Raw genomic sequence first — 22,630 nt, 5'->3', positions numbered from 1 at the left:
TTCCCGTACGGGGTCGTCAACCGGCGGCGTAGTTGGCGGCGGCCGACTGCGCAGCTGCGACAGCGTCTTGGAAGTAGCCAGGCGTAACCCCGTCGCCGACCACCATAACGCGGTCCAAGAGAAGGTTCCCTCGCTCGCACGAGGTCTCGGCAACTAGGGCACAGCCGTGGCACGCGGCCAGGTTCATGCTCCCCAGGCCCTGGCCGCGGCTTTCGCGGCACAGCGGATCCGAGGAGCACCACGCTGCGTTCTCCAGAGCCGCGAACAGCGTCCTCGCCAGCCTCGGTGCCTCGCCCTGGCGGACCAGCCCGCCCAGGGTTCCCTCCGAGTCTCCGGCGGCGGTGTAGATGAGGACGCCGCACTCCGGCGAGCTATCGGTGGATGCGTAGACGCGCTCTCGAAGTGATGCGGCGGAGTAGCCGCAACTGAAGGCGAGCTGACGCATCAGTATGTGGGCGAGGGTGTGCAGGAGGATCATCCGTGGGGTCGCCACGGCGAACCTCGAGCCGATGGGCGAATCTCGCCGCCGGCGTTCGAGAATGAGTGCGCGATCGGCGATGGCCTCCAGCTGCTCCCATTCGGTGAGCCGCCTCTCGTTGAGGGTCAGCAGTATGCCCTCACCGAACGATTCGACGGCGGGGAGCCAGCGGGCACGTCCGCGGGGGCCCAGGTCGACGTCGACCATGTCGGCCTGTAGGTCATAGCGGCGGAAGCCGTGCAGAACTCGTATCTCGCGGAGTTTGTGTGCCAGAACGACATGCCCGACGGCGCTAGCCAGTGTCTGCTGCTCGGCGTCCGGGGCTTCGCCTAGGAAGGGCGTCGAGGAGATCAGAAAGGTCGGTATACCGACCTTCTCTCCGGGGTCCTCGAGCGCTTGCCTGAAGGCATGCCACTCGTCGGTGAGCAGGCCCTCACGTTCCCCGTTCGGGTTCCGTGCCTCGCCGGCGGTATTGCTCGCGACGCGGCGGACGAGTTCGACGCTGACGTTGAGGTTCTCGGAGATCAGGTTGACGAACATCTCGGCGTACGGCCCTGTAGGCGCCGATCTGAGGTCTTCGAAGTTCCGGTGCTGCCTGATCTCAGCTTCTTCGTTGCGAACGGGGATCGAGGGCTCGGGGATGTCGAGCGCCGTGGTGGTCTCGCTGAGCGTTACGTTAGTGGCTCCCCGCTGGAGGACTTCGAGACGCTCATCGCAGGAGTTGAAGTCGGGTTGCTGCCAGGGCTGCGATCCGGAGCACCGGACGTTGATCCGCGCCAACGCCCCGCGGGCGGTGAGATCGCCAAGGTCCCGCTCGGCTGTACAGGCGATGCAGCGGACGATTAGGCTTGCGAGCCCTTCCGACCTGCCGGCTCGAGTGAGGAACAACAGTTCCTGTGCCTTGCACCGCCGCTGCGCCTCGTCATGGGGTTCGGAATGAGCCCACCGCACCCAGGGCACATCCATGGCGTGACCGCGCTCGGCACCCACCACGACGAATCGCATCGGAACCATCGGCCCCTTGCAGTGTTTGCAGCGAGGCGGTTCTCCGGTCTCGTCGTGATGCCGCACCCGGTGCATCCGGCGGCAGTCCTGGCAGAACAGCCAGCTGGGGAAGCGTTCGTAGAGTACGCCCGGGGTGCGCTTGGACGGATACGACGGGACGCTCGGTGGGCTGCGCAGCTCGGCGACCCCGAGCCGTTCCTCCAATCGCCGCGAGACGATCCGCCGGGTCTCGTCGATCGGCCAGCGGCTGATGTCCGCCGCCATCAGTGACTCACCGAGGACGTCGAGGACGGCGCCGACACCGAACGGTGTGATCGTCTGACTCAATCGCGTGGTTCTCACAGGGCTTCTCCGATCACGACGACGCGGACGTTGCGGTCCACAGACCGCATCGAGCGCATCGTCTGCCAGGCGTCACGGCGTTCGCCGAATTCGCACAGCAGAACGGGATGGTCGTTGTCGCTACTGTCGTATCGCAGGTTCAACCCGAGGTCCTTGGCGCGATGGGCCTTGCGGTCCCATTCGTGTACAAGGCTCTGCACCTCGGCGGTCGTCTCGCCGATGGAGTCCGGTTCGCTGCGGGCGACGGCGTCGAGCAGGATGCGGACCGCCTTCTTGATGGACGGGTCGGCCGCCCGGAAGTCCCCTGCCTCATCGTTGGTCCGCAAGCCGGCACCGTGGCGGACCAGCATGACGAGTGCGGCGTGCAGGGAACGGTCACGGGAGGCCGGCGACCATGGGGTGACGCTGGTGGGCTCGACGTGGCGGTACAGCGACTCGTGGAAGGCCCGGAACGACTCGTAGTGAGACCGGTCACGGGGCTTGCCGGCGCGGAGCAACGTCACTACCAGACCGGGCACCTCGGAACGACCGACACGACTGGTGGCTTGAATGTATTCGGCGGTCGTCTTCGGTTGACCGTTCATGAGCATCAGCCCGAGTCTGCTGATGTCGATTCCGACGGACAGCATGTTGGTCGTCGCGGCCAGGTCGACGGCGTCGCCTTGATCGACGCGTCGCCCGAGGCGGGCCAAACCCTTGATTAAGGCGCTGGGAGGTACGTTGCTGGTGAGCTCGATGATGCCCCCACCGCGTACCCGTCGCGCCCTGGCACCGCGTTTGTCGGCCCTGCTCGTCAGCAGGGAGTCGATGTCGTCACGAACGATCGTGACTGTACGTCCGAGTTCTCGAAGGGAGTTGTGATAGGCGATGACGGTCCAGTAGGCGTCCAGATCTCTCGGGTCATCCGACACCAGCATCGGAGCTTCGAGCAGCGCCAGGCACGCCAACCCGGTGGCTCGCGACTGGGTGAAGGACTGGGGCATGAGCCCCACGTACATGCGTCCGGGCGACCCGAGGTCGGTGTGCGCGAAGTAGCTGTCGTCGGCGTCGAGCCCACTGGGCGGGAACAGCGCTACCGGGGAGCCGTAGAGGCGCTCTACCTGTTCTGGTGCGGACCTGATGGTCGCCGTCGATGCCACGACCTTAGGCTTGTCGCCGTTCCACCCGATGAGGCCGAGTATCGCGGACTCGTACAGGGCGACCGTGGTACCGAGCGGACCCGACAGCAGATGCAGCTCGTCTTGAATTACCAGGCCTGGTGGCGCGAAGGGCGAATCGTCACGTCCCAGGACGACGCCGGCGTCCTTGTGCCAGGGAAGTCCCGCGAACTTGTCGACCGTGGCGACTAGCAGGGTCGGCGGCTCGGCATAGATCTGCTGGTCGACGACCTTGACCGGCAGCTCCGTATGGAACGGACACTCCTCGTGGGGGCAGAACAGTTCGAAGGTGTGAGCGGTAGACCGCACCCCGTAGGCCGTCGGGTCGGTCGACCGGCGACGCGGAAACAGCGGCGTTGCGCACCACGGGCAGTCATTGATTTGAAACGGGTTGTCGGGCTCGGATGCTCGGCGCAGGGCGCGCGCCCTCTCATGAGCGACCTTGAAGCTGTTGGGGGTGGTTTCGCCGCCGAGCCATAGCCCGATCGAGAAACCGGGTGTTCCGCGCAGCTGTGGCTCGTGCTCACGAAGTTGCTCGAGTGCACAGATGAGCGTCGCGGCGCGTTGGAACTGCTGGGCCGTCAGCATCCGTAGCGTGTAGCGGGTGAGGACGGCGGTGCCGCCGCCTCGCTGGTCCAGGGTGAGCCTCCGGTGGATCATCTCGAAGGCGGCCAGGGCGAGGTATGCCTCTGTCTTGCCACCACCGGTCGGAAACCAGATCAGGTCGACGACGTCTCGATCCACGTGCCGAGGGCTGGCGGTGGAGGCCACGGTGAGCAGTTGGAAGGCCAGCTGAAACGGATACCAGGACGGTTCGGCCACGTCGTCGGGACGCTTCGCCAACTCCTGTCCGCGTCGGCCGGGCGATGTCTTGGCCTGTAGGGATTGCAGTATCTGTTCCCGCATGGCCTTGTTGGCCAGGCGGAAGGAGGTTAGTGCGACGGCACCGTCGTCGCTGGCGAGAAGTGCGACGCCCTCCCGCATCCTGTCGCGCGCGACCTCCATCCGACCCAACAGTCTGACGGCGGCTGCTGTATGACGTTGTGGCAGGTCGGTCGCCTCCGCTCGCCGTTCAAGGATCCAGGCGGAGTAGGCGTCGACGAACGCGTCGAGCTCGCCAGCGAGGGTCGCCGTGCTGACCGACTCGTCGGCGAGGAAGCGCAGACTCAACACGGACGATTCCCGTGACCCCGGTGAGACGCCCGGGACGATGCTGTGCGGCAGCATCTCCGTAGCCACCGCCGTGACCCCGGCGTCATCGCCGTCCCATGTCACCGAACAGCCGTGGCCGACGCCGTAGACACGTCGATGCCGATACATCAGCTGCAGTTCCTGGTCCTCCGGGTCATCGCTGAGAAGTGACATCGACGGGTAGGGACGCACTCGGCCACCCTCCACCTCGCATCGCAGGTGGACCTGGAAGAGACAGTCCTCGGTCGGCGGCGGCGAGTCCGCGTCGTCGTGGCGCGCGCGGTTCTCCACCGCGACCGTCACCAGCCAGGCGGCACCGAGCTGGCGCCAGACGGCTCTGAGCCTCGCGGCGCCGTCGAAGATCGTGACCGGCGCGGTACCCGGTTCGAACACCACCGACGGTTCGGCAAGTGGTCTGCGCGCCCAGCCCTCACCATCGGCCGTCTTCTCATATCGTGCTGCGGCGACGCGACAGTCGACCTGCGTGCCGTCATGAAGAAAGGAGACGGCGGCGGAGGCGGGGCGCCATGCGTTGGCTAGTTCGACGGGCTCGTCGAGGCCCTCTTCGTGGTCGTCGTCGCCCAGTATGCCGCCGTCCAGGTCCTGGGCGGCGGGCCCGCAGGGGAAGAGTGTGCCGACGAGATATGTGCGGTCCGGCCGGTTGGAGAGGATCTCCAGGTCGCCCTCCGCCGGCCCTTCGTACTGACGCCGTAGATGTGCGACCGTCTCGTCTCTAAGCTCGACGAACGTTCTCTGCCGTGTCATCGCAGGTTCTCCTGAGGCGCTGTGGTCAGCTGCTGCCAGGCCAGTGGGCCGACCGCGAGCCAGAGTGAGATTCGTGGTCGGGTCATCGCCACGTACAGGCGTGACCTGGCGGCCGGATCGGCCACCTCGTCGATGTCGACGACCAGCACGTGCTGCGCTTCGAGGCCTTTGAAGTCTTGGACGGTGGTGAGTCCAGCCACGCCCCTGTCGGAGGTCGTCGGGCCGGGACCGACGGGAGCGAGCTGGCCCGTTCGGAAGGCCTTGGTCCGTCGTGCGGCACTGTCCTCCGTGGAGTCACGCAGCGTGATGACGACCACCTCGGCCAGGTCGATCTCGTCGCGACGAAGCCTTCTCAGTCGGGCGTCCAGCAGGGCGGCGGTGTCGGCGTCCGTCGACGGTTGCTCGTACTCGACGGCCGGCCCTTCGCCGACCCTGGCGACGCCGAGGTCCGCACGTGTCATGAGTTGGGTCTGCGTCACGATCGCGGAGGTGTTGCGACAGTTGTATGGGAGTTGGTAGCGGCTCGCGCTAGCGGCGATCTCTCGATAGAGGTCGGGATCGAACGATCCGTGGATTCCCGTCTGGTTGTTTGGGTCACTGAACATGCGCCACCGGCCGGCGCGTAGGCCGCCGACGACGAGTTCGTCGAGCTGCAGGCAGTCGTCGAGGTTGAGGAGATCCTGGGCCTCGTCCACCACGAGCAGATCTGCGGGTCGGCGGCCCTTCACGTCCGCCCAGGCGGTGCAGTCGACGTCAGCGTCGCCGAGTGAGCGTCGCATGACCTCGACGACGCGCGGCGAGCGGCAGGTCAACAGCACCGAGGCACCGGAATGCGCGGCGCGACGCGCGGTCTCCACGGCGAGCAGCGTCTTTCCGGAGCCTGCACCACCGGTGCAGAAGATCCTGTCGTTGACCTCGCTGCCACGCAGCATGTCGTACTGCTCACGGGCGAGGTGCAGATAGTCGTTCTCGTATGTGGGGATCATGAGAGACAGACGTGGAATCCGGTCGAAGTCGGGCCGCAGGATCGCCAGCACCTCGTGGTAGTCGCCGCCCCGGACGGACCGGTGCGCCTTTGAACGCCAGAACGACAGGGCTGTCCGAAGTGCCCGTTCCAAGCCTGAAACGGTCATGGCTGCGGGGCCGATGTGTTCGGCGGGGTCCCACTCCAGGTCCGGGCCCAGTGCCTGATCGGGTGTCACGACGACCGCTCCGAAGGGGATTGTCAGTCCGGGAAGCCTGCGCGTGAGGTCGTTCTCCAAGGCGAACATCGCCGTCCGGGCCTGCTCGAAAGGCCCCTCGCGTCTCTCGCGTGACTCCCCGAAGCGGTCGGTGAAGCTCCAGATGCCGTTGCGGCGGGCGAGACGGCCGCCCTTGACCTCCAGAATCATGATCAGATCGGGGGTTACGATCAGGAAGTCGATCTCCGCCATTCGCTTGTACTCGTGGCGGGGCAGATGCAAGGAGTAGAAACAGGTGGCCGGTCGGCCGAGATCCACCTGTGCGAGCAGTCCGGCGACACGAGCCTCGGCTCTCGAGTCGATGTGCCCGAACCGTTCAGGGGCCGGGATCATCTTCACTCCGCATCACCGCCTCGGTAGCGCCACAGGTGGTCGAACTCCTTGTAGGCGAGCCTCTCCCCGAACACGTCGAAGGTGTCGGCGACGTTGACGACGTCACATTCGGGCTTCCCGCCGTTCTCCGGCCCGCGGAGGCCACGGCCCACCATCTGGATGTAGAGGTTCGGGCTGAAGGTGGGTCGGGCGATGTACAGGGCTCTGACGCCGGGTGCGTCGAAGCCCTGTGTGAGCACATTGCAGTTGGCGAGGACCCGCGTCTCGCGCGCGCGAAAGGATTCGATTGCCCTGCGCCGTTCCGGGGTCGGCGTCGAACCGCTGACCGCCCTGGAGGGGATCCCTTGCATGCGAAGCAGCGCGGACAGTGTCTGTGCGGCGAGAACGGACGACGTGAACACCAGGATCGGCCAGTCCGCGGGTTGAGCCACAATGTCTTCGACCAGCCGGAGGGTCCGATGGCGGTCCCCGCCGACGCGTTTGAGTAGATCCTTGGAGAGGTCCCCGAATGTCTCGAAATGCCGCTTATCGGCTGGATCGAAATCGTATTTGAAGCCCTTTATTACACGATGGCGGACGTTTGCCAGGACACCCATACGCTGGAGCTCGGCGTATGGGTCCCCACCGAGCCCGTTGTCGAGTTGCCGCCCGAGGAATCGGTTGACCAGCCGCTCGTTGGCGGCCGGACCCGTGCCGGCGAACGGCGTTGCGGTCAGGCCCAGCAGCGGCCGGGCGGTCTTGCGGTGATCGATACCCAGCCATCGCAGGGTCGCTGTGATGCCCTTCGCGATGGCCCCATGTGCTTCATCGACGACGACGATCGCGGCCTTCCTCAGCCATTCGTACTCGTCTCTGTCGCGGACCTTGTCGAGTTTCGCATCGGTCGCTACGACGACGCTGGCGTTATGGCCGGTGGCCGCGACCTCGTTGCGGCTCCAGAGGCGGCACAGCCGTAGCGGTTGGTTGCCGAATTGTCGCCAGACGGTCGTCCAGGTCTGCGCGGCCTGCTCGCAGAGTTCTTGACTCTGTGCGACCCAGAGGACCGGTCCGGTGACGTCTCCAGCGCAGATGGATCGGGTCAGCGCCTCGACTGTCACCCGGGTCTTACCGGCACCGGTGGGCAGGAACAGCAGCGCGCGGTCGGGCGCGACGCCGGGCCGGAGGAGTTCGCGGATCTGTTCCGCCAGTCTCTCCTGGTAGGGGTGTAGTGGTTTGAGGTCCGGAGGACCGAGAACGGTCGTATCGGCGTCGACTCCTCTGTCCCGTTCGCCCGCGAACTCCGCGGGGAACCCCAGCCTCCGCACGAACGCTACGGCGAGTGCGGATCCTGCCCAGGTGTCGGGCACATCCTCGTAGCCGAAATCCCTCAGTTCAGCACGCAGGGCATGCAGAACGTTGTCACCGTGGTAGTGCATCAGCAGGTCCGCGATCTGCCGGTCGCCGTCGGCGCCGTCGAGGAGTGGAACCGCATCGAGCAGTTCCTTCGGCAGTCGAAGCGTCAGTGTGCTCGCCGGTAGGAGCGCGAGGAGACGCTCCGCGTGGTCACGGGCTGCTCGCGACAGCGCGATCGCGGCCTGTATTCGCGCGCTCTCCGCTTCCAGGAGCACGCGCTTGATGGCCTGATCGTCGAGGCCCAGATCGAAGTGGCGGGAGAGATGACCGAGGAGCTCCTCGTCGTCGAGCGAGTCGTCGAAGTAGACGGAGTGGCCCGCCACCGCGAACGGCAGCGATGTGCTCTCCGTGCCGGCAGACAGGATGACCACTCGCTCGAGCGAGCCGCAGCTGATCAGGTCGAGACCGTCGAGCACGTCCGCGCCGTAGTCTCGCAGGCGGCGGAAGCGCTCCAGAAGTACGACGGGTGCTCCCGGCGACTCGGTCACGACCTCGATCCGCAGTATCGACGACGCGGATCGACAGCCCCAGCTCTCGATCAACGCCTGGGCGAGAGGTTGGTCGTCGACTGTGACGAACGGCAGTGACAGCTCCGAAAGCGCCCGGGCCTCGTCATCGGTGGCGGCGATCAGGAGCTGCTCGGGGGACACGGTTTCGTGGCCCATGCCCTTCACGGCCGGAACCTGATCGGGCACCTCGTCGTCGGGCAAACGTTCGAACGCATCGGCGACGAGGGCCCCGAGCTGGCGGTGGTCGCCGCCTGTGGGTCGCCGGCTAAGGAACTCGCGCCAGACGGCCTCCGGGAGGTCGGTCTTGCCAGGTATGCACTTCAGCCGAGCTGTGGCCTTCCAGGCCGCCACCGGCAGCATGGGGCTCAGCTCTTCGCAGTCGGGATGCAGTGACAGAGCCGCTGGCCGTGGTCCCCATGTGGTGTCGACCAAGCCGTACCTCTGAGCCGCCCACAGGTGGGGTGCTGTCACGGTTCTGGGCGGAAACCTCTTGCTGTTCGGATGGCGCAGGGTCCAGACGGCCGGGGTCTCCAGCTCAAGAAGGGCTCGAGTCCAGCGGACGCTGGATGTCTCGTCACCGGAATCGGTGAAGCCACGGAGAACGTGGAGAGGTGCGGGTCCTTCCTGTTCCTCGAAGTCGATCTCCGAGGCGTCCGGGCGACGCCCGGAAAGGGTTTCGAGATACGCGGAACGTTGCAGACGGCGGTACTCAAGCAGGGTCAGATCCGCCAGAACGGCGGGTGTGATCCTCGGCTGCGCGACGACGCCTATCGCCTGGAGAAGTCGGGGCGGTAAGTCGTGGAACTCGGTGTCGATCACGAGTGACGGCTTCATCGGATCGACCAGACCGGGCGACACGACGGTGCCTGCGTGCTGCCAGGAGTGGTCACGGCAACGCACCTTGAGCGTCATGCCCTTCATGAAGTGGTCCGAGAGTATCTTCTCGGCGTCGTGGATGCTCACGTGCAGGACGAGGGCCCAGAAGTCCTCCCACTGTTGCGCGGTCCATCGATTCGCCGCGGCGCCAGCTAAACGTCGCAGCTCGTGCGCGGGGTCGACGTCCTCGAATCCGATGGCGCGTAGGCTGTCCTCCACGCCAGGCCTGTCCAGTAGAGAGGGCCTGACCAGGCGGATGCCGGCGGCGGCGCTGAGCGAGTTCCCCCGCAGGTAGAGCCGATCAGTATGATCGAGTCGGTGTAATGTCCCGGTCACGTCGGGCATGATCGCGGCACGGCTCATCGCGCGTCTGACCGTCTCGTCGTCGATCGACATATAGACCTGCAATGCAGCGTCGCACTGCTCGTCGGTCCCGGCGGACACCAGACGCTCGAGCCACTCCGCAGCACCCAGCTCGTTTCGACTCGTTCGCCCGGCTTCGCCGCGCACCAGTCTGTACAGCCGCGCCCGGCGCGTCGCGTTGCGGAAACAAGCCGGATGAGGGCTACGCAACGGCCTACCGGATGCGGAGCTCCACAGTTCGAGTGACTCGACACCAATCCTGAGTTCGGCGCTGGGGTACTCGAGGTCGGTGGGAACTCTCAAGGTGCCTTCAGCGTCGGGCACACAAGTCGTCACCTCCGCCAGACGTGGCACCAGCTCGGTGAGCCGCCGGTCTCCGAAGTTGTCGAACTCCCGTCCTCGCGCTGGCATGTAGTCGAAGTGACGTGCAGGATCCGCGGCCGTGTGCAGATGAGGGATCGCGTTGACGATGAGCTCCGCGACGACCTCGAGCAGCTCCTCATTGAACCTGCCCGGCAGCATGTTCGTTCGATCATCGCTGATGTGCCACGGCGCGTTGTGGATGCCGCGTGCCGAGGTGGAGTCCTGGAGCGGAAAGTAGGCCCAGAACCGGCCCAGGGTCTGGGTGGTATCGAGCGGCACGGCATACGTGACCACGACCTCCGGCCGGCGGATCGCTTCGCTCACCTCTGAAAGCGCCAACTCGGACGGTCGGTGAGATTGATGCCATACCATCCAATCTGCGGGCCGTTCGTCACTGGAGGTAAGGCGCTGCCGGCTCCCTTCCTGAGGCACACAGGTGAAGATCTTCTGAGCATTGTCTGCCGATATCTCGAGCTCGGCCACGTATGGCGCAAAAAGGAGGAACTCCTTCGGGAAAACGCTAAGCTCCTGTTCCAGTCTGCTCGAGAGTCGCGTCAGAGGAAGTCGGACGACCGTCTCCGCCCACGTCCCGAGTTCCGCAAGAACAGGATCGGCGGCCATCTCAGCCTGGGCGTCAGCGTTGAAGGGGAGACGCAGTACCGGGTAGACCGATGCGTTCGGCGCCAGTTCTTCGAGACTTCTTCGTGCGATGTCGGCGCTGAACTTGAACGAAACCGACCGGCTCAGGATGGTCGGCGAGTCGCTTACCGCCAGCACCGACTTGAATCCGAGGCCGAAACGGCCCATGTCCTCGCCGCGCTTGTCACTGAGGTAGGCGTGGCAGACAGCCTCGAGGCCCCGCCGAGAGAACGGGGCGCCCTCGTTCGCGCAATACAGCACGTCGTCGCGCAGCAGCAGTACGACGCGGCCGCGCCGGCCGCCGCGGCGCAACGCGTCGGCTCCGTTCTGCACCAGCTCTAGAACCTGCCGATGCGCATATCCGCCGGTGCGGAAACTGTCTTCCTGGAGTCCATGTTCGTCGATGAGTCGAGGAGTCGATCTATACGAGCCCAACATGCTGGCACGCTGATCATCGATCCACCTTTGGAGGGTATTGTCCGGATTTTCCCAACCCGAGAGGTCCGCCACTGCGCCATTATGGTTGATAAGACGCCTGACAGTGATCCCTCGTCCGTGTCAATCCGTGACCGCCTCGACCGACTGTGTACTGCGGACTCGGTGCCAATGCCGCGACGCACCGCGGTCGCCCTTTCCGTGTCGGAGCAGTAGGGCGGGTGGACGTTCTGGGCTCAGATCGACCCTGCGTGTGCCCATTTTTTACGGGAACGACCGGTGCGTAGCGGAAGCTGGATGACGTTCATCCCGATCGTGATGTCCGACTGACCAGACACTGTTGCGCAAACCGACTGCAGGGGGTCCGCGGCTTCAGCGCCGCTCAGCCTGCGCCACGGAGTACCTCACCAGACCACCTGCTATCCCGTCCTCCTGTCCGGAAGTCGAGCCACGTCGATCGTCGGGTTCTCGGAACCACTTGACCCGACGGGCGCCAGCGGGCGTGATTCTCCCCAGAACGTTGTTGGGGTGCCGGTTAGCTAGCCGGTATCCATCCTGGAGGCGAGAGGAGAAGCAGTTGAGATCACGTACGCCGCGAAGCGCTACGTATCGCCGTCACCACCGCCGCCACTCGGGCGGCGGCATCGGCGGTGGTCTCGTGTTCCCAGATCCGGAGGACGGTCCAGCCGTGGGCCTCCAGGCGCTGGTTCGTGTCCGCGTCGCGGCGGCGGTTGCCGGCTATCTTCTGGGCCCAGAACTCCGCGTTGGTTTTGGCTACGGTGTGGTGCTCAGGGCAGCCGTGCCAGAAGCAGCCGTCGAGGAAGACCGCCAGTTTGAGCTTGGGAAACACCAGGTCGGCGGTGCGCCTTACCGTTTTGACGGGGCGGCGGTTCACGTAGTAGCGCAGGCCGAGGGCATGGACGGCGCGGCGCAGGGCCAGTTCGGGCTTGGTGTCGCGGCCGGTGTTGGCCTGCATCGACTTACGGACACCGATAGTCGACGCCCAGGATCCTTCGGACATGCGTTCTACCTCACCGGCGAGCCGGCCTTGTCGCGCCCGGGGAGCGAACTATGATGTCGCAGGTGAGCAACCGCCCGAGCATGATCGACCTCTTCGCGGGATGCGGCGGCATGACCGTCGGTTTCCATAATGAAGGCTTTCGTCCGATTCTCGCGGTCGAGTGGGATCGTGCTGCGGCCTCCACCTACGCGGCCAACTTCGGCAAGGAGCACACGCACTGTAGGGACATCGAGACTTTCGAGGATGACGAGATCCCGCCTGCGGACGTCATCATCGGCGGACCTCCATGCCAGGGCTTCTCCAACCTCGGGAGCAAGTCCGTGGACGACCCACGGAACAAGCTGTGGAAGCAGTATCTACGCTTCGTCACGATCGCGCGTCCGCAGGTGTTCGTGATTGAGAACGTGGAACGGTTCTCCCGTACGAGCGAGTTCCAGCTGCTGCTCGAGGAAGCCGAGCATGGCGTCCTCAAAGGTTACAACCTCACCCACGGGGTTCTCCTGGCGGCCGACTACGGCGTACCGCAGCGCCGGCCGCGGACCATCGTCATCGGTTCACGCGTCGGCGAGATCCCTCTGCCGGAGGCGACGCACGCCAAGGTGCCGACCACGAACCGGAAGCCGTGGAGGACGGTTCGGGACGCGATCGGCTGGGTGGACTGGTACCCGACCACCACTGAACTGCCAGAGAAGCACACCACATACTTCGAGCAGAGCATTCGGGGCGAGTTCCGAGGTACTGAGATTCACTTCGGACGTCAGCCGACGCCGATGTCGTTGGAGCGTTACGATCACGTCCCGCCCGGTGGTGGGCGATTCGATCTCCCGGACCACCTGCTGTCGAGGTGCTGGCGGGAGAAGAAGACGGGCACGACCGATGTCATGGGGCGGATGCGCTGGGATGCGCCTTCGTTGACCATCCGAACCGAGTTCTTCAAACCGGAGAAGGGCCAGTACCTTCATCCGCAGTGGGAGCTGGACCACCCGGACCGGCGGGTCAACCGTGTCATCACGCACTACGAGGCGTCGCTTCTGCAGGATTTCCCGAAGGACTATCAGTGGTGCGGGTCCAAGACCGAGATCGCCAAGCAGATCGGTAACGCTGTGCCCTCCGGGTTGGCCGCGGCCATCGCCAAGCACATCAAGGGCCGCCTGAGCTGAGTCCGCTCCGACATCGACGTGACGCACGTCCGGTGTTTGACCGCCTGTCGTCTGCTCTGACACCCTGCCCGGGTGTCGATCTTTCAGGGTGAGTTGTTCGGGGACGACGCGGACAACATCGCACTTCCTTTGACGCTTCGTGCCCATCGGACCCGGGTCCTGCCGGAACGCCCGTCGCCGAAGGGCAGGCCACGTCCCATGAGAGGTCCTGTCCGCAGCGGCACCGACGCACAGCCGCCTACCGAGGACGAGGATCCGGAGATCTGGGCCGTCCGGTCGGAGATCCTTACTCTCGATCCTTCCGGCGCGCGTATGGGCTATGCGATCCGGGAGGCGCTCGACCAGATCTACGACGGCCAGCGCACCGGGCGTTGGGACTACACCCAGCTCCACAAGACGGAGAAGACACACGTCGGCACGCTCGTCGAGATCTGGCTTCAGCGGGAGTTCAGATTCCACGACGGTGACGAGCTCGACTATCGGATCGCCGGGGTCGAGGTCGACTGCAAGTGGTCGCTGAACCTGTACGACTGGGAGATCCCACAGGAGATGTACAGTCGCGGGGACAAGATCGCCCTCGTGGTGTGGGCCAACGAGTACACCGCCCGCTGGGCCGCAGGGCTCATCCGTATCAACGAGGCGGTACTGCGGCGTCCAGGCAAGCAGCGCGACGGAAAGCGGCGGCTCAACGATCGCGGACGTGACCGCATCCTGTGGGTCTTCCCCGGAGCCGACCTGGTCAAGAATACTCTGCTACACATCAAGGACCCGAGGAAACTCGATCTCATCGCGTACGCCCCGAAGGGGCAGACGGCGGTCACGAACCTCTTCAGAGAGTTGACCGGCGAGCTGGTCAACCGAGCCACTGTGCTCACCGCCGCCCAGCAGGTCGACAGCGCGAAACGGGTACGCGACGCCCGTAAGCAGCTCCAGCCCAAAGGCATCGTGATCTTCGGCCACTACGCCCCTCACCCGCAGATGGCGGCGGACCTCGAACTCCCCGTACCCACGCTGGGCCGGTTCGTCAGCGTTCGCCTCCATCCTTGGAGGCCCGGCGACCCTGAGCCGTTCACCGAGATCGAGGGCGCGCGCTGGCGTCGCGCTCGAGAAGCTGATCCCATCGTGCAGGCACCGACCCTGCCCAAACAAGGGGAAGAGTGACGCAGCTCTCCTACGTCGGATCCTGCTCGGCCGCCACAGCTGACACGCGAAGACGTTGCCGGAAGGACGACCAGGAACCTGAGCATGGCCGACACTGGCACGCGCCAGCACCTGCCGCCAGCCAGTTCCAGGTCAGGGATGGTCCGCTCCGCCCCTGTCGCCGCCCGGCCGTGTAGCGTGCCACCGTGCCAGCCAGCTTCGTGACGGACCTCTGTGGATACCGGCTCTCCAAGGACAAGCAGACGATCACCCCGAGACCGAACACCTCGGATTCGAGTGACGAGTTGTCCGTGCAGCTCGGCAGGAAGCTGTTCGACATCCTCGGCGTGTCCCCCGATCAGCCCGACCCCGGCAAGAGCGGCGAGGAGCTGGGCGCGAAGGTGATCGAGGACCTGTCATCGCGGTTCAGCGCGCAGTTGGCTGTCAGCAGCGGCTCGGCGACGGGATTCCGGCAGTTCGCTCACCTGAAGGCCTTCGCGGAGTTCAAGAGCGAGGTGGAAAAGTCACCCCACCTGCCCATCGATGAGATCATCCAACACGTCGAGACGCTGCCGAGAGGCCATGCTCGATCGGAGATCCTTCGGCGACTGCGGAAGCTGCGCGGCAAGCTGCAGCAGCGTGAGGCACTGACTCAGCGCCTGCTGACGAACGCCCCAGAGGAGTCGTTACTCGGTCTGGATGTGACGGTGGCGGACGCGACGCAGCCGCAGCCACGGGAGCTACGCATAGCGCTGTCACTCAAATGGTCCCTCCGAACCGATCGGGCTCAGGACTGCCTCTCTCAAGGGGCCAAGCTCGCCACCCTGCGACGAGGCAAGATGCCTCATTACGGCGTGGTTACCATGGAACCGCGGCCGTACATGCTTGCCATCCTCTGCGATGGTTCCGGGGCGGTGGATTTCGTCTACCACCTCAATCTCGCCGCGCTCCAGGAGGCGGTCGAACAGCTCGCGCGGGAGCGTGGCGGTTCGGACCGCTGGAAGGGCCCTCGCACTCTCGATCGCCTTGTCAGCCAGGGCCGCCTTCGGGACTACGACGACCTCCTTAAGGAAACGGCCTCGGTCGCGGCCCAGATACACGTCGAGGGAGCCACAGCCGCAAAAGGACCGTGGAGCCATCCGACGCCACAGGCTTTGAGATCGCAAAAATGACTATGGCGCAAGCGCCAGCACGAGCAGGCCGGCCTTAGCTCATAGTGAAGACCAGCTCAAACGCATCCAGTACCGGCCCGACCTGCTCGATCAGGTCGTTTGGCCATGTGGCTTCCTGAAGCCCAGGTGCGTTGTCGACCTGAGCTAAGGCGTCGTGTGCGGCTGGACTGCCGCTACGTCGGCATCTCGCATGAGCGCAGTCATGCAGGCAGACGAGCTCGACGGCGGCACATTGGCGCAGCGGCGCCGACGGCGGTTGCCCAGCGGATCGGTGTCCTGAAGGCATGGCCGACTCTTCACAGTGGTGAGCATCGATGGACATGATGAGGTGAGACGGTCTCTATCCACGACCGTTCCCCCGAGGAGGCCCCATGCGACTCACCCGACGACGCACCACAAGCTCACTAGCCCGGCGTGCCCTGACCGGCGCGGCAGCCGTAGTCATCGGCGGCGCTGGCCTGGTCGCCGTCGACTCCTCGCCCGTCCTGGCAGCACCGCCCGGTATTCCGTCCAAGGCGAGCGCCCAGTCGCAGCTCAACGCTCTGACGGTCAAGAGCGAGGGGTCGACGAGTGGGTACTCCCGGGATCTGTTCCCGCACTGGATCACCATCAGCGGGGCCTGCAACACCCGCGAGACGGTCCTCAAACGTGACGGCACGTCCGTGGTCACCGACAGCAGCTGCGGGGCGACCTCGGGCCGCTGGTACAGCCCGTACGACGGCGCGACCTGGACCGCCGCCTCCGACGTCGACATCGATCACGTCGTGCCCCTCGCTGAGGCGTGGCGTTCAGGCGCCAGTGGCTGGACCACCAGCCGGCGGCAGAGTTTCGCCAACGACCTGACCCGCCCGCAGCTGATCGCCGTGACCGACAACGTCAACCAGGCCAAGGGTGACCAGGACCCGTCGACATGGCAGCCGCCGCTGTCGTCGTACCGGTGCACCTACAGCAAGATGTGGATCACCGTGAAGTACAACTGGGGGCTGAGCCTGCAGTCGTCGGAGAAGTCCGCCCTGCAGAGCATGCTGAACACCTGCAGCTCCTAGCCTTCCGCACCCCTCCGGGGCTGACCGCACGAGCGCCGACGCACGGCAACCCCTGAGCCATCCGTCATCGGCCCCGCCCGCGCGCCCGCGGACGGCGGCGCCGACGCGCTGGAGGGCGGGTCGCCACACGGGACCCGCCCTCCAGCACCCAGGCGCAATCGGATGAGGCGCAGGTGCCGCTGGCGGGGCGGTCACCCGGGTGCAACGACGGCACCGTCACGGGCCCACAGGGTGCTGCCGTCGGGCCAGACAACGGCCGGCTCGTCGACGCCGTGCAGCAGGCCGTCGCCGGTGAGTCGCAGAACGGTGGGGCGCTGCATCATCACGGCCACCCCGGATAGGGACCACCACGGCCCGGCCGCCAGCGCCACGTCACGGCATCCCTCCCACCCTGGGGTGGGTGCCGTGCCGAGCACCTGCTGGTAGGTGTCGATCGCGGCGAGGACAAGCCAGTCGGGGTAGAGGTTCCAGGCCGGATCGAAGAACCAGTCGCGAGGATTCAGGCAGTAACGGATCACGGCGCGTCCCTCGTCGTTGCGCTTCACGATCGTCTGCTCGTCGCTCCAGAACCAGGCGAATTGCATGATGTAGCTGCCGCTGAGGGTGCGGTCGACCGCCGCCCAGACCGGACCCAGCACCTGGTTATACACCTGCCGTACCGCTTGCAGCACCGGTGTGAGCGCGGATCGCTCGCCCTTGGTGACCGGGTTGCAGAGGTACCGGTGCTCCATCAGGTTGTAGCGGGCCTCGAAGCCGTCGTAGCGCTGCTCGCCGTAGTAGCCGTGCCATTCCATGAAGTCGTGGAAATCGCCGAAGGCGGTGAACTGGTCGTGGTCGCTGGTCTGCTCCCAGATCGGGGCTCGCGTTGCTGCCAGCGCATTGTTGAGGGCGTCGCGGCGGATCGAGGCGACCAGCGACGGGTGCCCGTCGTCGAGGAGCTGCCGCACCTGCTGCAGGGCCGCCGGGGGAGAGGGGCACCACAGGAACCGCGACGGCTCGGGATGCCCGGCGCTGCGGTAGGCGAGGCGGGCGGCTTCCTCCGCGCGCGCCTGGTCCGCGGGCTCGCAGGACAACGCCGCCTGCGTCCATCGGCTCGCCACGGCTTGTCCGTGCGCTGAGATCGGATTGGTGGAGTCATGCATGGTGTTCTCCTGACGGATCATCGATGGTGCGGCATGCCGTTGACGATGCCGCTGCAGGTCAAGTGGCCACGTGCGACCCAGAGGAACCAGGGCCGATCGTCAGTCCCGGCGTTCGCTGTTGTGACCGTGCTGGGCGCCGCGGCCGGTTGCGGTGAGTGATTCAGGGATGACGTGAATGAGATCTTCATGTTTGACTGACATCCATGCGATCGGGGCAGGCGCGGCTGGCGATCGACTACGGCAGCGCCGACACCACCGCCGTACTGGCATGGCCGGACGGCACCTGGACGCCGCTGCTCTTCGACGGCGAACCCGCCCTGCCCAGCGCCGTCCTCCTCAGCGAGGACGGCACCACCGTGACCGGCCACCACGCCTGGCGGGCCGCACCGGCCACACCGCACCGGTTCATCCCGCACCCCCGCCAACCCTCCGAGCAGCGCCTCACCGTCGCCGACACCGACGTCGACCCGCTCGATCTGGTCGCCGCGACCCTGCGCCACGTCGCCGAGCAAGCCCACCAGATTGCCGGCACCGGCATCGACGACGTGCGGCTGGTCGTCCCGGCAGGCTGGGGCCCGCGACGACGCACCTGGATGCGCCACGCCGCGCACCGCGCCGGCCTCCCACCACCACAGTTGATCGACGCGCCGACCGCCGTCGCCGGGCACCTGCTCGCCACCGGCCTGCAGCTGCCCGTCGGCGCCTACATCGCCGTCTGCGACGTCGGCGCCACCGCCGAAGTCAGCGTCCTGCGCCGCGGCCCCGCAGGCTTCGAAGTCCTCGCCACCCTCGCCGACCCGACCGCCGGCGGCACCGCCATCGACGACGCCCTCACCACCACACTCACCACCAGCCCACCCGGCGCCGACGGGCAACGATGGGCCATGGTCGCCAGCCTCCGCGCCGGCAAACACGCCCTGACCGACCATCCGGCCGTCACCGTGCCACTACCCGACGGGCCGGCCGTGGTGCTCCACACCGGCCTGCTCGACCAAGCCGCCCAACCCGTCCTGCACCGTATCGCCCACCTCACCACCGAAGCGATCACCGCCGCGGAACTCACACCCCGCGACCTCACCGGCGTCTACTGCGTCGGCGGCACCGCCCGCCTGCCCCTGCTGGCACAGACCCTCACCGACGCCGGCATCACCCCCACCCTCGTCGACCAGCCCACCCTGGCCGCAGCCCGAGGCGCCGCCGACGCAGGCACCACCACCACCGACCCCACCACGCCCGAAGAACCTCTACCGCCGGTACGGCGCGCCGCCGCGATCGCCCTCCCCGGCTTCGCCTCCCTCGCCCTGGTCTCCCAGTTCCTGCTCACACCCCAGTGGCGCGGCTCCCTCATGTACCGCGAAGCGGTCCTCAACTGGGGCGAGCTGACAATGGCCGCCGTCTTCGCCGTCATCGCCTGCCTCAGCGCCGGCACCGTCCTCGCCTCCACCATCGCCAACCGCACCACCACCCCGACCAGCCCCGGCATCCACACCGGAACCGGAATCCTCGCCGCAGCCTCCCTCGGCGTCGCCGTCAGCGGCATGTACGCCGTCGTCGGAAGCCTCTACGTCGGCTACCCCGTCAACGGCTTCCTGCGCTGGACACTGCTACCCATCACCCCGACCATCACCGCCGCCGCCGTCATGGCCCTCATCGCCGCCCGGCAATGGCGCACCCCCGCGGGCGGATGGTCAAGACTGCTCGCCTTCCCCACCGGCTCCGTGATCACCGCCGCTGCCGGAATGCTGCTCATCCAATACAGCCTGACCGCCGACCGGTGGCCCCACCTGATCCTCTGGATCGACCTCGCCGGCCGAGTCGGAGGCCTGCTCCTGGGCATCGGCACCGTCATGGCCGTCGTGTCCCAGCCGATCCTGCGCCTGATCCTCAGCGCACCCCTCGCCGTCATCACCGCCGCCCTGGTCTCCTGGCCCGCCTCCGGCATCCTCGGCGCCATCTACGCCATCGCCGTGACCACCTGGTGGCTACGCCAGATGTGGACCCACCTACTACGCCCCCACCGGCCGCCGCAATGACCCCACCAACCGGATACCCCCCCAACGCACGTGGGGGAGGAGCCGCGGTGAACGGGGCCCGGCGACTCGCAGGCGCTACCGTCGTCCTGGCCGTCCTGGCGATACCGCCGTGGCTGCTGACCACCCTCACCCGAGCGCACCTGCCCAGCTGGCCGACCAGCACGCAACTACGCGACTGGCTCACCGACCCGCTGACCCCGGCAACCCTCACCACAGGGCTCATCGCCGTGGCCTGGCTGCTGTGGCTCGGCATGACCTACACCGTCACCGTGACAGCCGCCCGCCGACTGCGCGCCGGCGCCCGATGGGTACGCCACCTGCCGCTACCCACCCCATGGCAGGCCGCCGCCACCAGCATCGCCGGCGCGGCGGCCCTCACCACCGCCCACACCCCCACCACCCAGCCGCCGAACCCACCGACACCAGTCACCGCCGACGAACTCCAGCACCCCTCCGCTACGCCCCAGACCGAGCAGGGCGGGGTGGTCGTGCCCGGCGGCTGGCTACCCGACGACACCGCCCACCACATCGCCGCCGCAGCGGCCCTGGTGTGGCTACGCCGCCGTCGCGCCCACCAACCCGGCCAACCCGACACCGACGCCACCGAGCTGACACCACTGCCCGCCACCGTCACCGCCGTCCAAGCAGCCATCGCCGACCAACCACTGCCACCAGCAGCCACCACAGGCGCCATGCCGGTGCCGCTGCCGCCGGCCGGCATACGTCTCGCCGGTGACGGGGCCGACCACGCCGCCCGAGGTCTACTCGTCACCCGGCTCCTCACCGCGCTGCGCGACCCGACCGACACGACCCCGGTGATCGTCACCAGCAACGCCCTTACCAGGCTCCTGCCCAGCGTCGCCGAGACCGCCGCCACCATCCCGGGCCTGCACGTCGTCGACACCCTCGACCATGCCGCCACCCTGCTACCTGCGTCCAGCACGTCGTCCACAGCCGACCACGGCATACCCAGCCTCGTCTTGACCGCCGGACCCGCGACGGCGGCACCGCTGAACCTCCCGGGCGCCCGTGTCGTCACCCTCGACGCCGCAGCACCAGTACCCAGCTGGCGCGTCGACTGCAACGGCCAAACCGTGGACCACCAGACCGGCCAACCACGGCCACGGATGTGTGTCCTCGACAGCACCGCCGCAGCGGACCTACTCGCCGTCCTGGCCCAACCCACCACCGCAGCACCCGACCCCGCCGCGTCCGCACCAGCCCGGCCGATCAACCGTGCACAGGCAAAGATCCCCCGCCAAGCCAACCGAATCTCACCGCCCACACCGCAGCGGCCCACCGAGGCCACAGCGACCGCTGTCCAGCTGCGGGTGCTCGGCCGCCCAGCGTTGCTCATCGACAGCAAAGAGGTCGCCATCCGCCGCAGCGCCGCCCTGCAAATCCTCGTCTTCCTCGCCGTGCACCCCGACGGCGCCACCACCACGCAACTCGTACAAGCCCTCTGGCCCGGCCTACCCGCCCACACCGTCACCGGCCGCCTCTACACCACCCTCAGCGACCTCCGCTCGACCATCCGCGCCACCACCGCCGACCATGTGGTTGTCCACACCGAGGACCGCTACCACCTCGACCCACGCACCGACGTGGACCTGTGGCGACTGCAAGCCGCCGCCCACCACAGCGCCACCACAGACGCACCTGGCAGCTGGAAGCCCGTGATCGACGCCTACACAGGAGACCTCGCCGCTGGCCACATCTGGCCGTGGATCGACCCACCCCGTGAGGCCACACGCCGCCTAGTGCTCGACGCTTACACCAACGCCGCGGCAGCACAAACCGACCCGCACGAGCGCCTGCGGCTGCTGCAAGCGGCGATCCGCATAGACCCCTACAACCAGCAGCTCCACCAGCTCACCGCCGACCAACTGAACGCCCTCGGCGACTCCGCCGCAGCCGCGGACCTTCTCCACACCCACCGGCAACGCCTGCGCCTCGCCGGCATCCTCGAGCGACCCATAAGCACTGCTCGCTAGACCCCGAGGAGGTCTACCGGTTGCGGCGGAAGAGTGGGCACCCAGATCGGGTACCGAACAGGGGTGCTTCGATGCCGTTGCTTCGCGGCGAACCGCGCTCGAGCGCGTTCCTTGATCGCGTGCCTCGATCGGGAATGTTGTCATACCGTGCGCCTACCCTGGCAGTCGTGGTTTCTGATTTCACCGCAGCGTGGGTGCCGTACCAGCTGGGCCGGGAGTTCGCCGCCGCTGCGGTAGCGGCGATGCGCTGGGCCGAGGATCAGGCCGCGCGGCGCGGCCTGCCCGCAGTGCTGGTCACCGACCGCAAGGGCGAGTACCACGGCGAGGCGCTGTTCGAGTCGTACCTCAACGGCCGGCACGCCTCGCCGCGCTCCCCACGCGTCAACGTGCGTCCGGGCGCGGTGATTGCCCACGTACCCACTCCCGGGGCGCTCGAGGTGGCCACCCGGCTGGCTCGTGGCAACGCCTTGGTCGTCGTCGAGCACCCCAGCCCCTGGCGGCTAGCCGGCTGGGCCGGCGTCGTTGGCGCGCTCGACCTCGACACCGGTGAGCCCACCACACTGGACCCGCAGCTGCACGAGCACCTGAACGAGTTGGTGCGCTACGGCAACAACGGCTACGCCCGCGGGTACGGCCGCGACGGCGCCCACCGGGTGCTTGCCGACATGGCCGGCGCGGGCCTGCTCGATCGCGACGTCGTGCTCAGCGCGCTGAGCGCTTACGACATCTCCCCGGCTGCCCAGCTGGTCATCAGCAGCCTGATCGACAAGGTCGCTCCGCTATTGAGCCACCGCTGAACTGCACAAACACCCGCCCAAAAAATCTTGAAGAAG

General features: G+C 66.9%; 13 protein-coding genes. 7 read left to right on the top strand and 6 right to left on the bottom strand.

Going from position 1 to position 22,630, the window contains the following annotated elements; genetic code table 11:
• Positions 1-16 precede the first annotated feature (16 nt).
• The 5 genes from drmB to CLT75_RS13025 all read right to left on the bottom strand — a co-directional run bounded on the left by drmB (position 17) and on the right by CLT75_RS13025 (position 12,110).
• Entirely contained in the window at positions 17-1,810 is a 1,794-nt protein-coding gene (drmB, locus tag CLT75_RS13045) for a DUF1998 domain-containing protein (protein WP_135241018.1), read from the bottom strand.
• Between the two features lie 11 nt (positions 1,811-1,821).
• Positions 1,822-4,938 carry a helicase gene (locus CLT75_RS13040; RefSeq protein WP_135241017.1) on the bottom strand — a complete coding sequence of 1,039 codons (3,117 nt, stop codon included), beginning with the start codon at positions 4,936-4,938 and terminating at the stop codon, positions 1,822-1,824.
• Complete coding sequence (locus tag CLT75_RS13035; RefSeq protein ID WP_486485345.1) at positions 4,935-6,512, bottom strand: nuclease-related domain-containing DEAD/DEAH box helicase; 1,578 nt, start codon at positions 6,510-6,512, stop codon at positions 4,935-4,937. Before CLT75_RS13035 ends, CLT75_RS13040 begins: the two co-directional genes overlap by 4 nt.
• 2 nt (positions 6,513-6,514) lie before the next feature.
• On the bottom strand, positions 6,515-11,164 hold the full coding sequence (locus tag CLT75_RS13030; protein ID WP_135241015.1) for a DEAD/DEAH box helicase: 4,650 nt from the start codon (positions 11,162-11,164) through the stop codon (positions 6,515-6,517).
• A gap of 508 nt (positions 11,165-11,672) precedes the next feature.
• Positions 11,673-12,110, bottom strand: a complete 438-nt coding sequence (locus tag CLT75_RS13025) for a very short patch repair endonuclease (protein WP_135241014.1) — start codon at positions 12,108-12,110, stop codon at positions 11,673-11,675.
• Positions 12,111-12,163: 53 nt separating this feature from the next.
• Here CLT75_RS13025 and CLT75_RS13020 point away from each other — a divergent pair, with 53 nt between their 5' ends.
• The 4 genes from CLT75_RS13020 to CLT75_RS13005 all read left to right on the top strand — a co-directional run bounded on the left by CLT75_RS13020 (position 12,164) and on the right by CLT75_RS13005 (position 16,628).
• Positions 12,164-13,270, top strand: coding sequence for a DNA cytosine methyltransferase (locus CLT75_RS13020; protein WP_135243999.1), 1,107 nt, complete (start codon positions 12,164-12,166; stop codon positions 13,268-13,270).
• Positions 13,271-13,342: 72 nt separating this feature from the next.
• Positions 13,343-14,431 carry a NaeI family type II restriction endonuclease gene (locus CLT75_RS13015; RefSeq protein WP_135241013.1) on the top strand — a complete coding sequence of 363 codons (1,089 nt, stop codon included), beginning with the start codon at positions 13,343-13,345 and terminating at the stop codon, positions 14,429-14,431.
• A 185-nt stretch (positions 14,432-14,616) separates the two neighbouring features.
• Positions 14,617-15,582: an NgoMIV family type II restriction endonuclease gene (locus tag CLT75_RS13010; protein ID WP_135241012.1), complete on the top strand. Its 966-nt coding sequence runs from the start codon at positions 14,617-14,619 to the stop codon at positions 15,580-15,582.
• 371 nt (positions 15,583-15,953) lie between these two features.
• Positions 15,954-16,628 carry an HNH endonuclease family protein gene (locus CLT75_RS13005; RefSeq protein WP_135241011.1) on the top strand — a complete coding sequence of 225 codons (675 nt, stop codon included), beginning with the start codon at positions 15,954-15,956 and terminating at the stop codon, positions 16,626-16,628.
• A 191-nt stretch (positions 16,629-16,819) separates the two neighbouring features.
• Here the strand turns inward: CLT75_RS13005 and CLT75_RS13000 are convergent, their stop codons facing one another.
• Positions 16,820-17,791: a DUF6745 domain-containing protein gene (locus CLT75_RS13000; RefSeq protein ID WP_167796918.1), complete on the bottom strand. Its 972-nt coding sequence runs from the start codon at positions 17,789-17,791 to the stop codon at positions 16,820-16,822.
• A gap of 182 nt (positions 17,792-17,973) precedes the next feature.
• Here CLT75_RS13000 and CLT75_RS12995 point away from each other — a divergent pair, with 182 nt between their 5' ends.
• From CLT75_RS12995 to CLT75_RS12985, 3 genes are all read left to right on the top strand, one after another.
• Entirely contained in the window at positions 17,974-19,803 is a 1,830-nt protein-coding gene (locus CLT75_RS12995; protein WP_135241009.1) for an Hsp70 family protein, read from the top strand.
• A 47-nt stretch (positions 19,804-19,850) separates the two neighbouring features.
• Complete coding sequence (locus CLT75_RS12990) at positions 19,851-21,797, top strand: AfsR/SARP family transcriptional regulator (protein ID WP_135241008.1); 1,947 nt, start codon at positions 19,851-19,853, stop codon at positions 21,795-21,797.
• Positions 21,798-21,964: 167 nt separating this feature from the next.
• The gene (locus CLT75_RS12985; RefSeq protein WP_128136170.1) at positions 21,965-22,594 is read left to right on the top strand and encodes a hypothetical protein; all 630 of its coding nucleotides are present in this window, start codon (positions 21,965-21,967) and stop codon (positions 22,592-22,594) included.
• Positions 22,595-22,630 lie beyond the last annotated feature (36 nt).

Source organism: Micromonospora sp. CNZ285, assembly GCF_004637285.1.
Note: the sequence above shows the minus strand (reverse complement) of the source record. Positions and strands in the feature narration are given on the sequence as shown.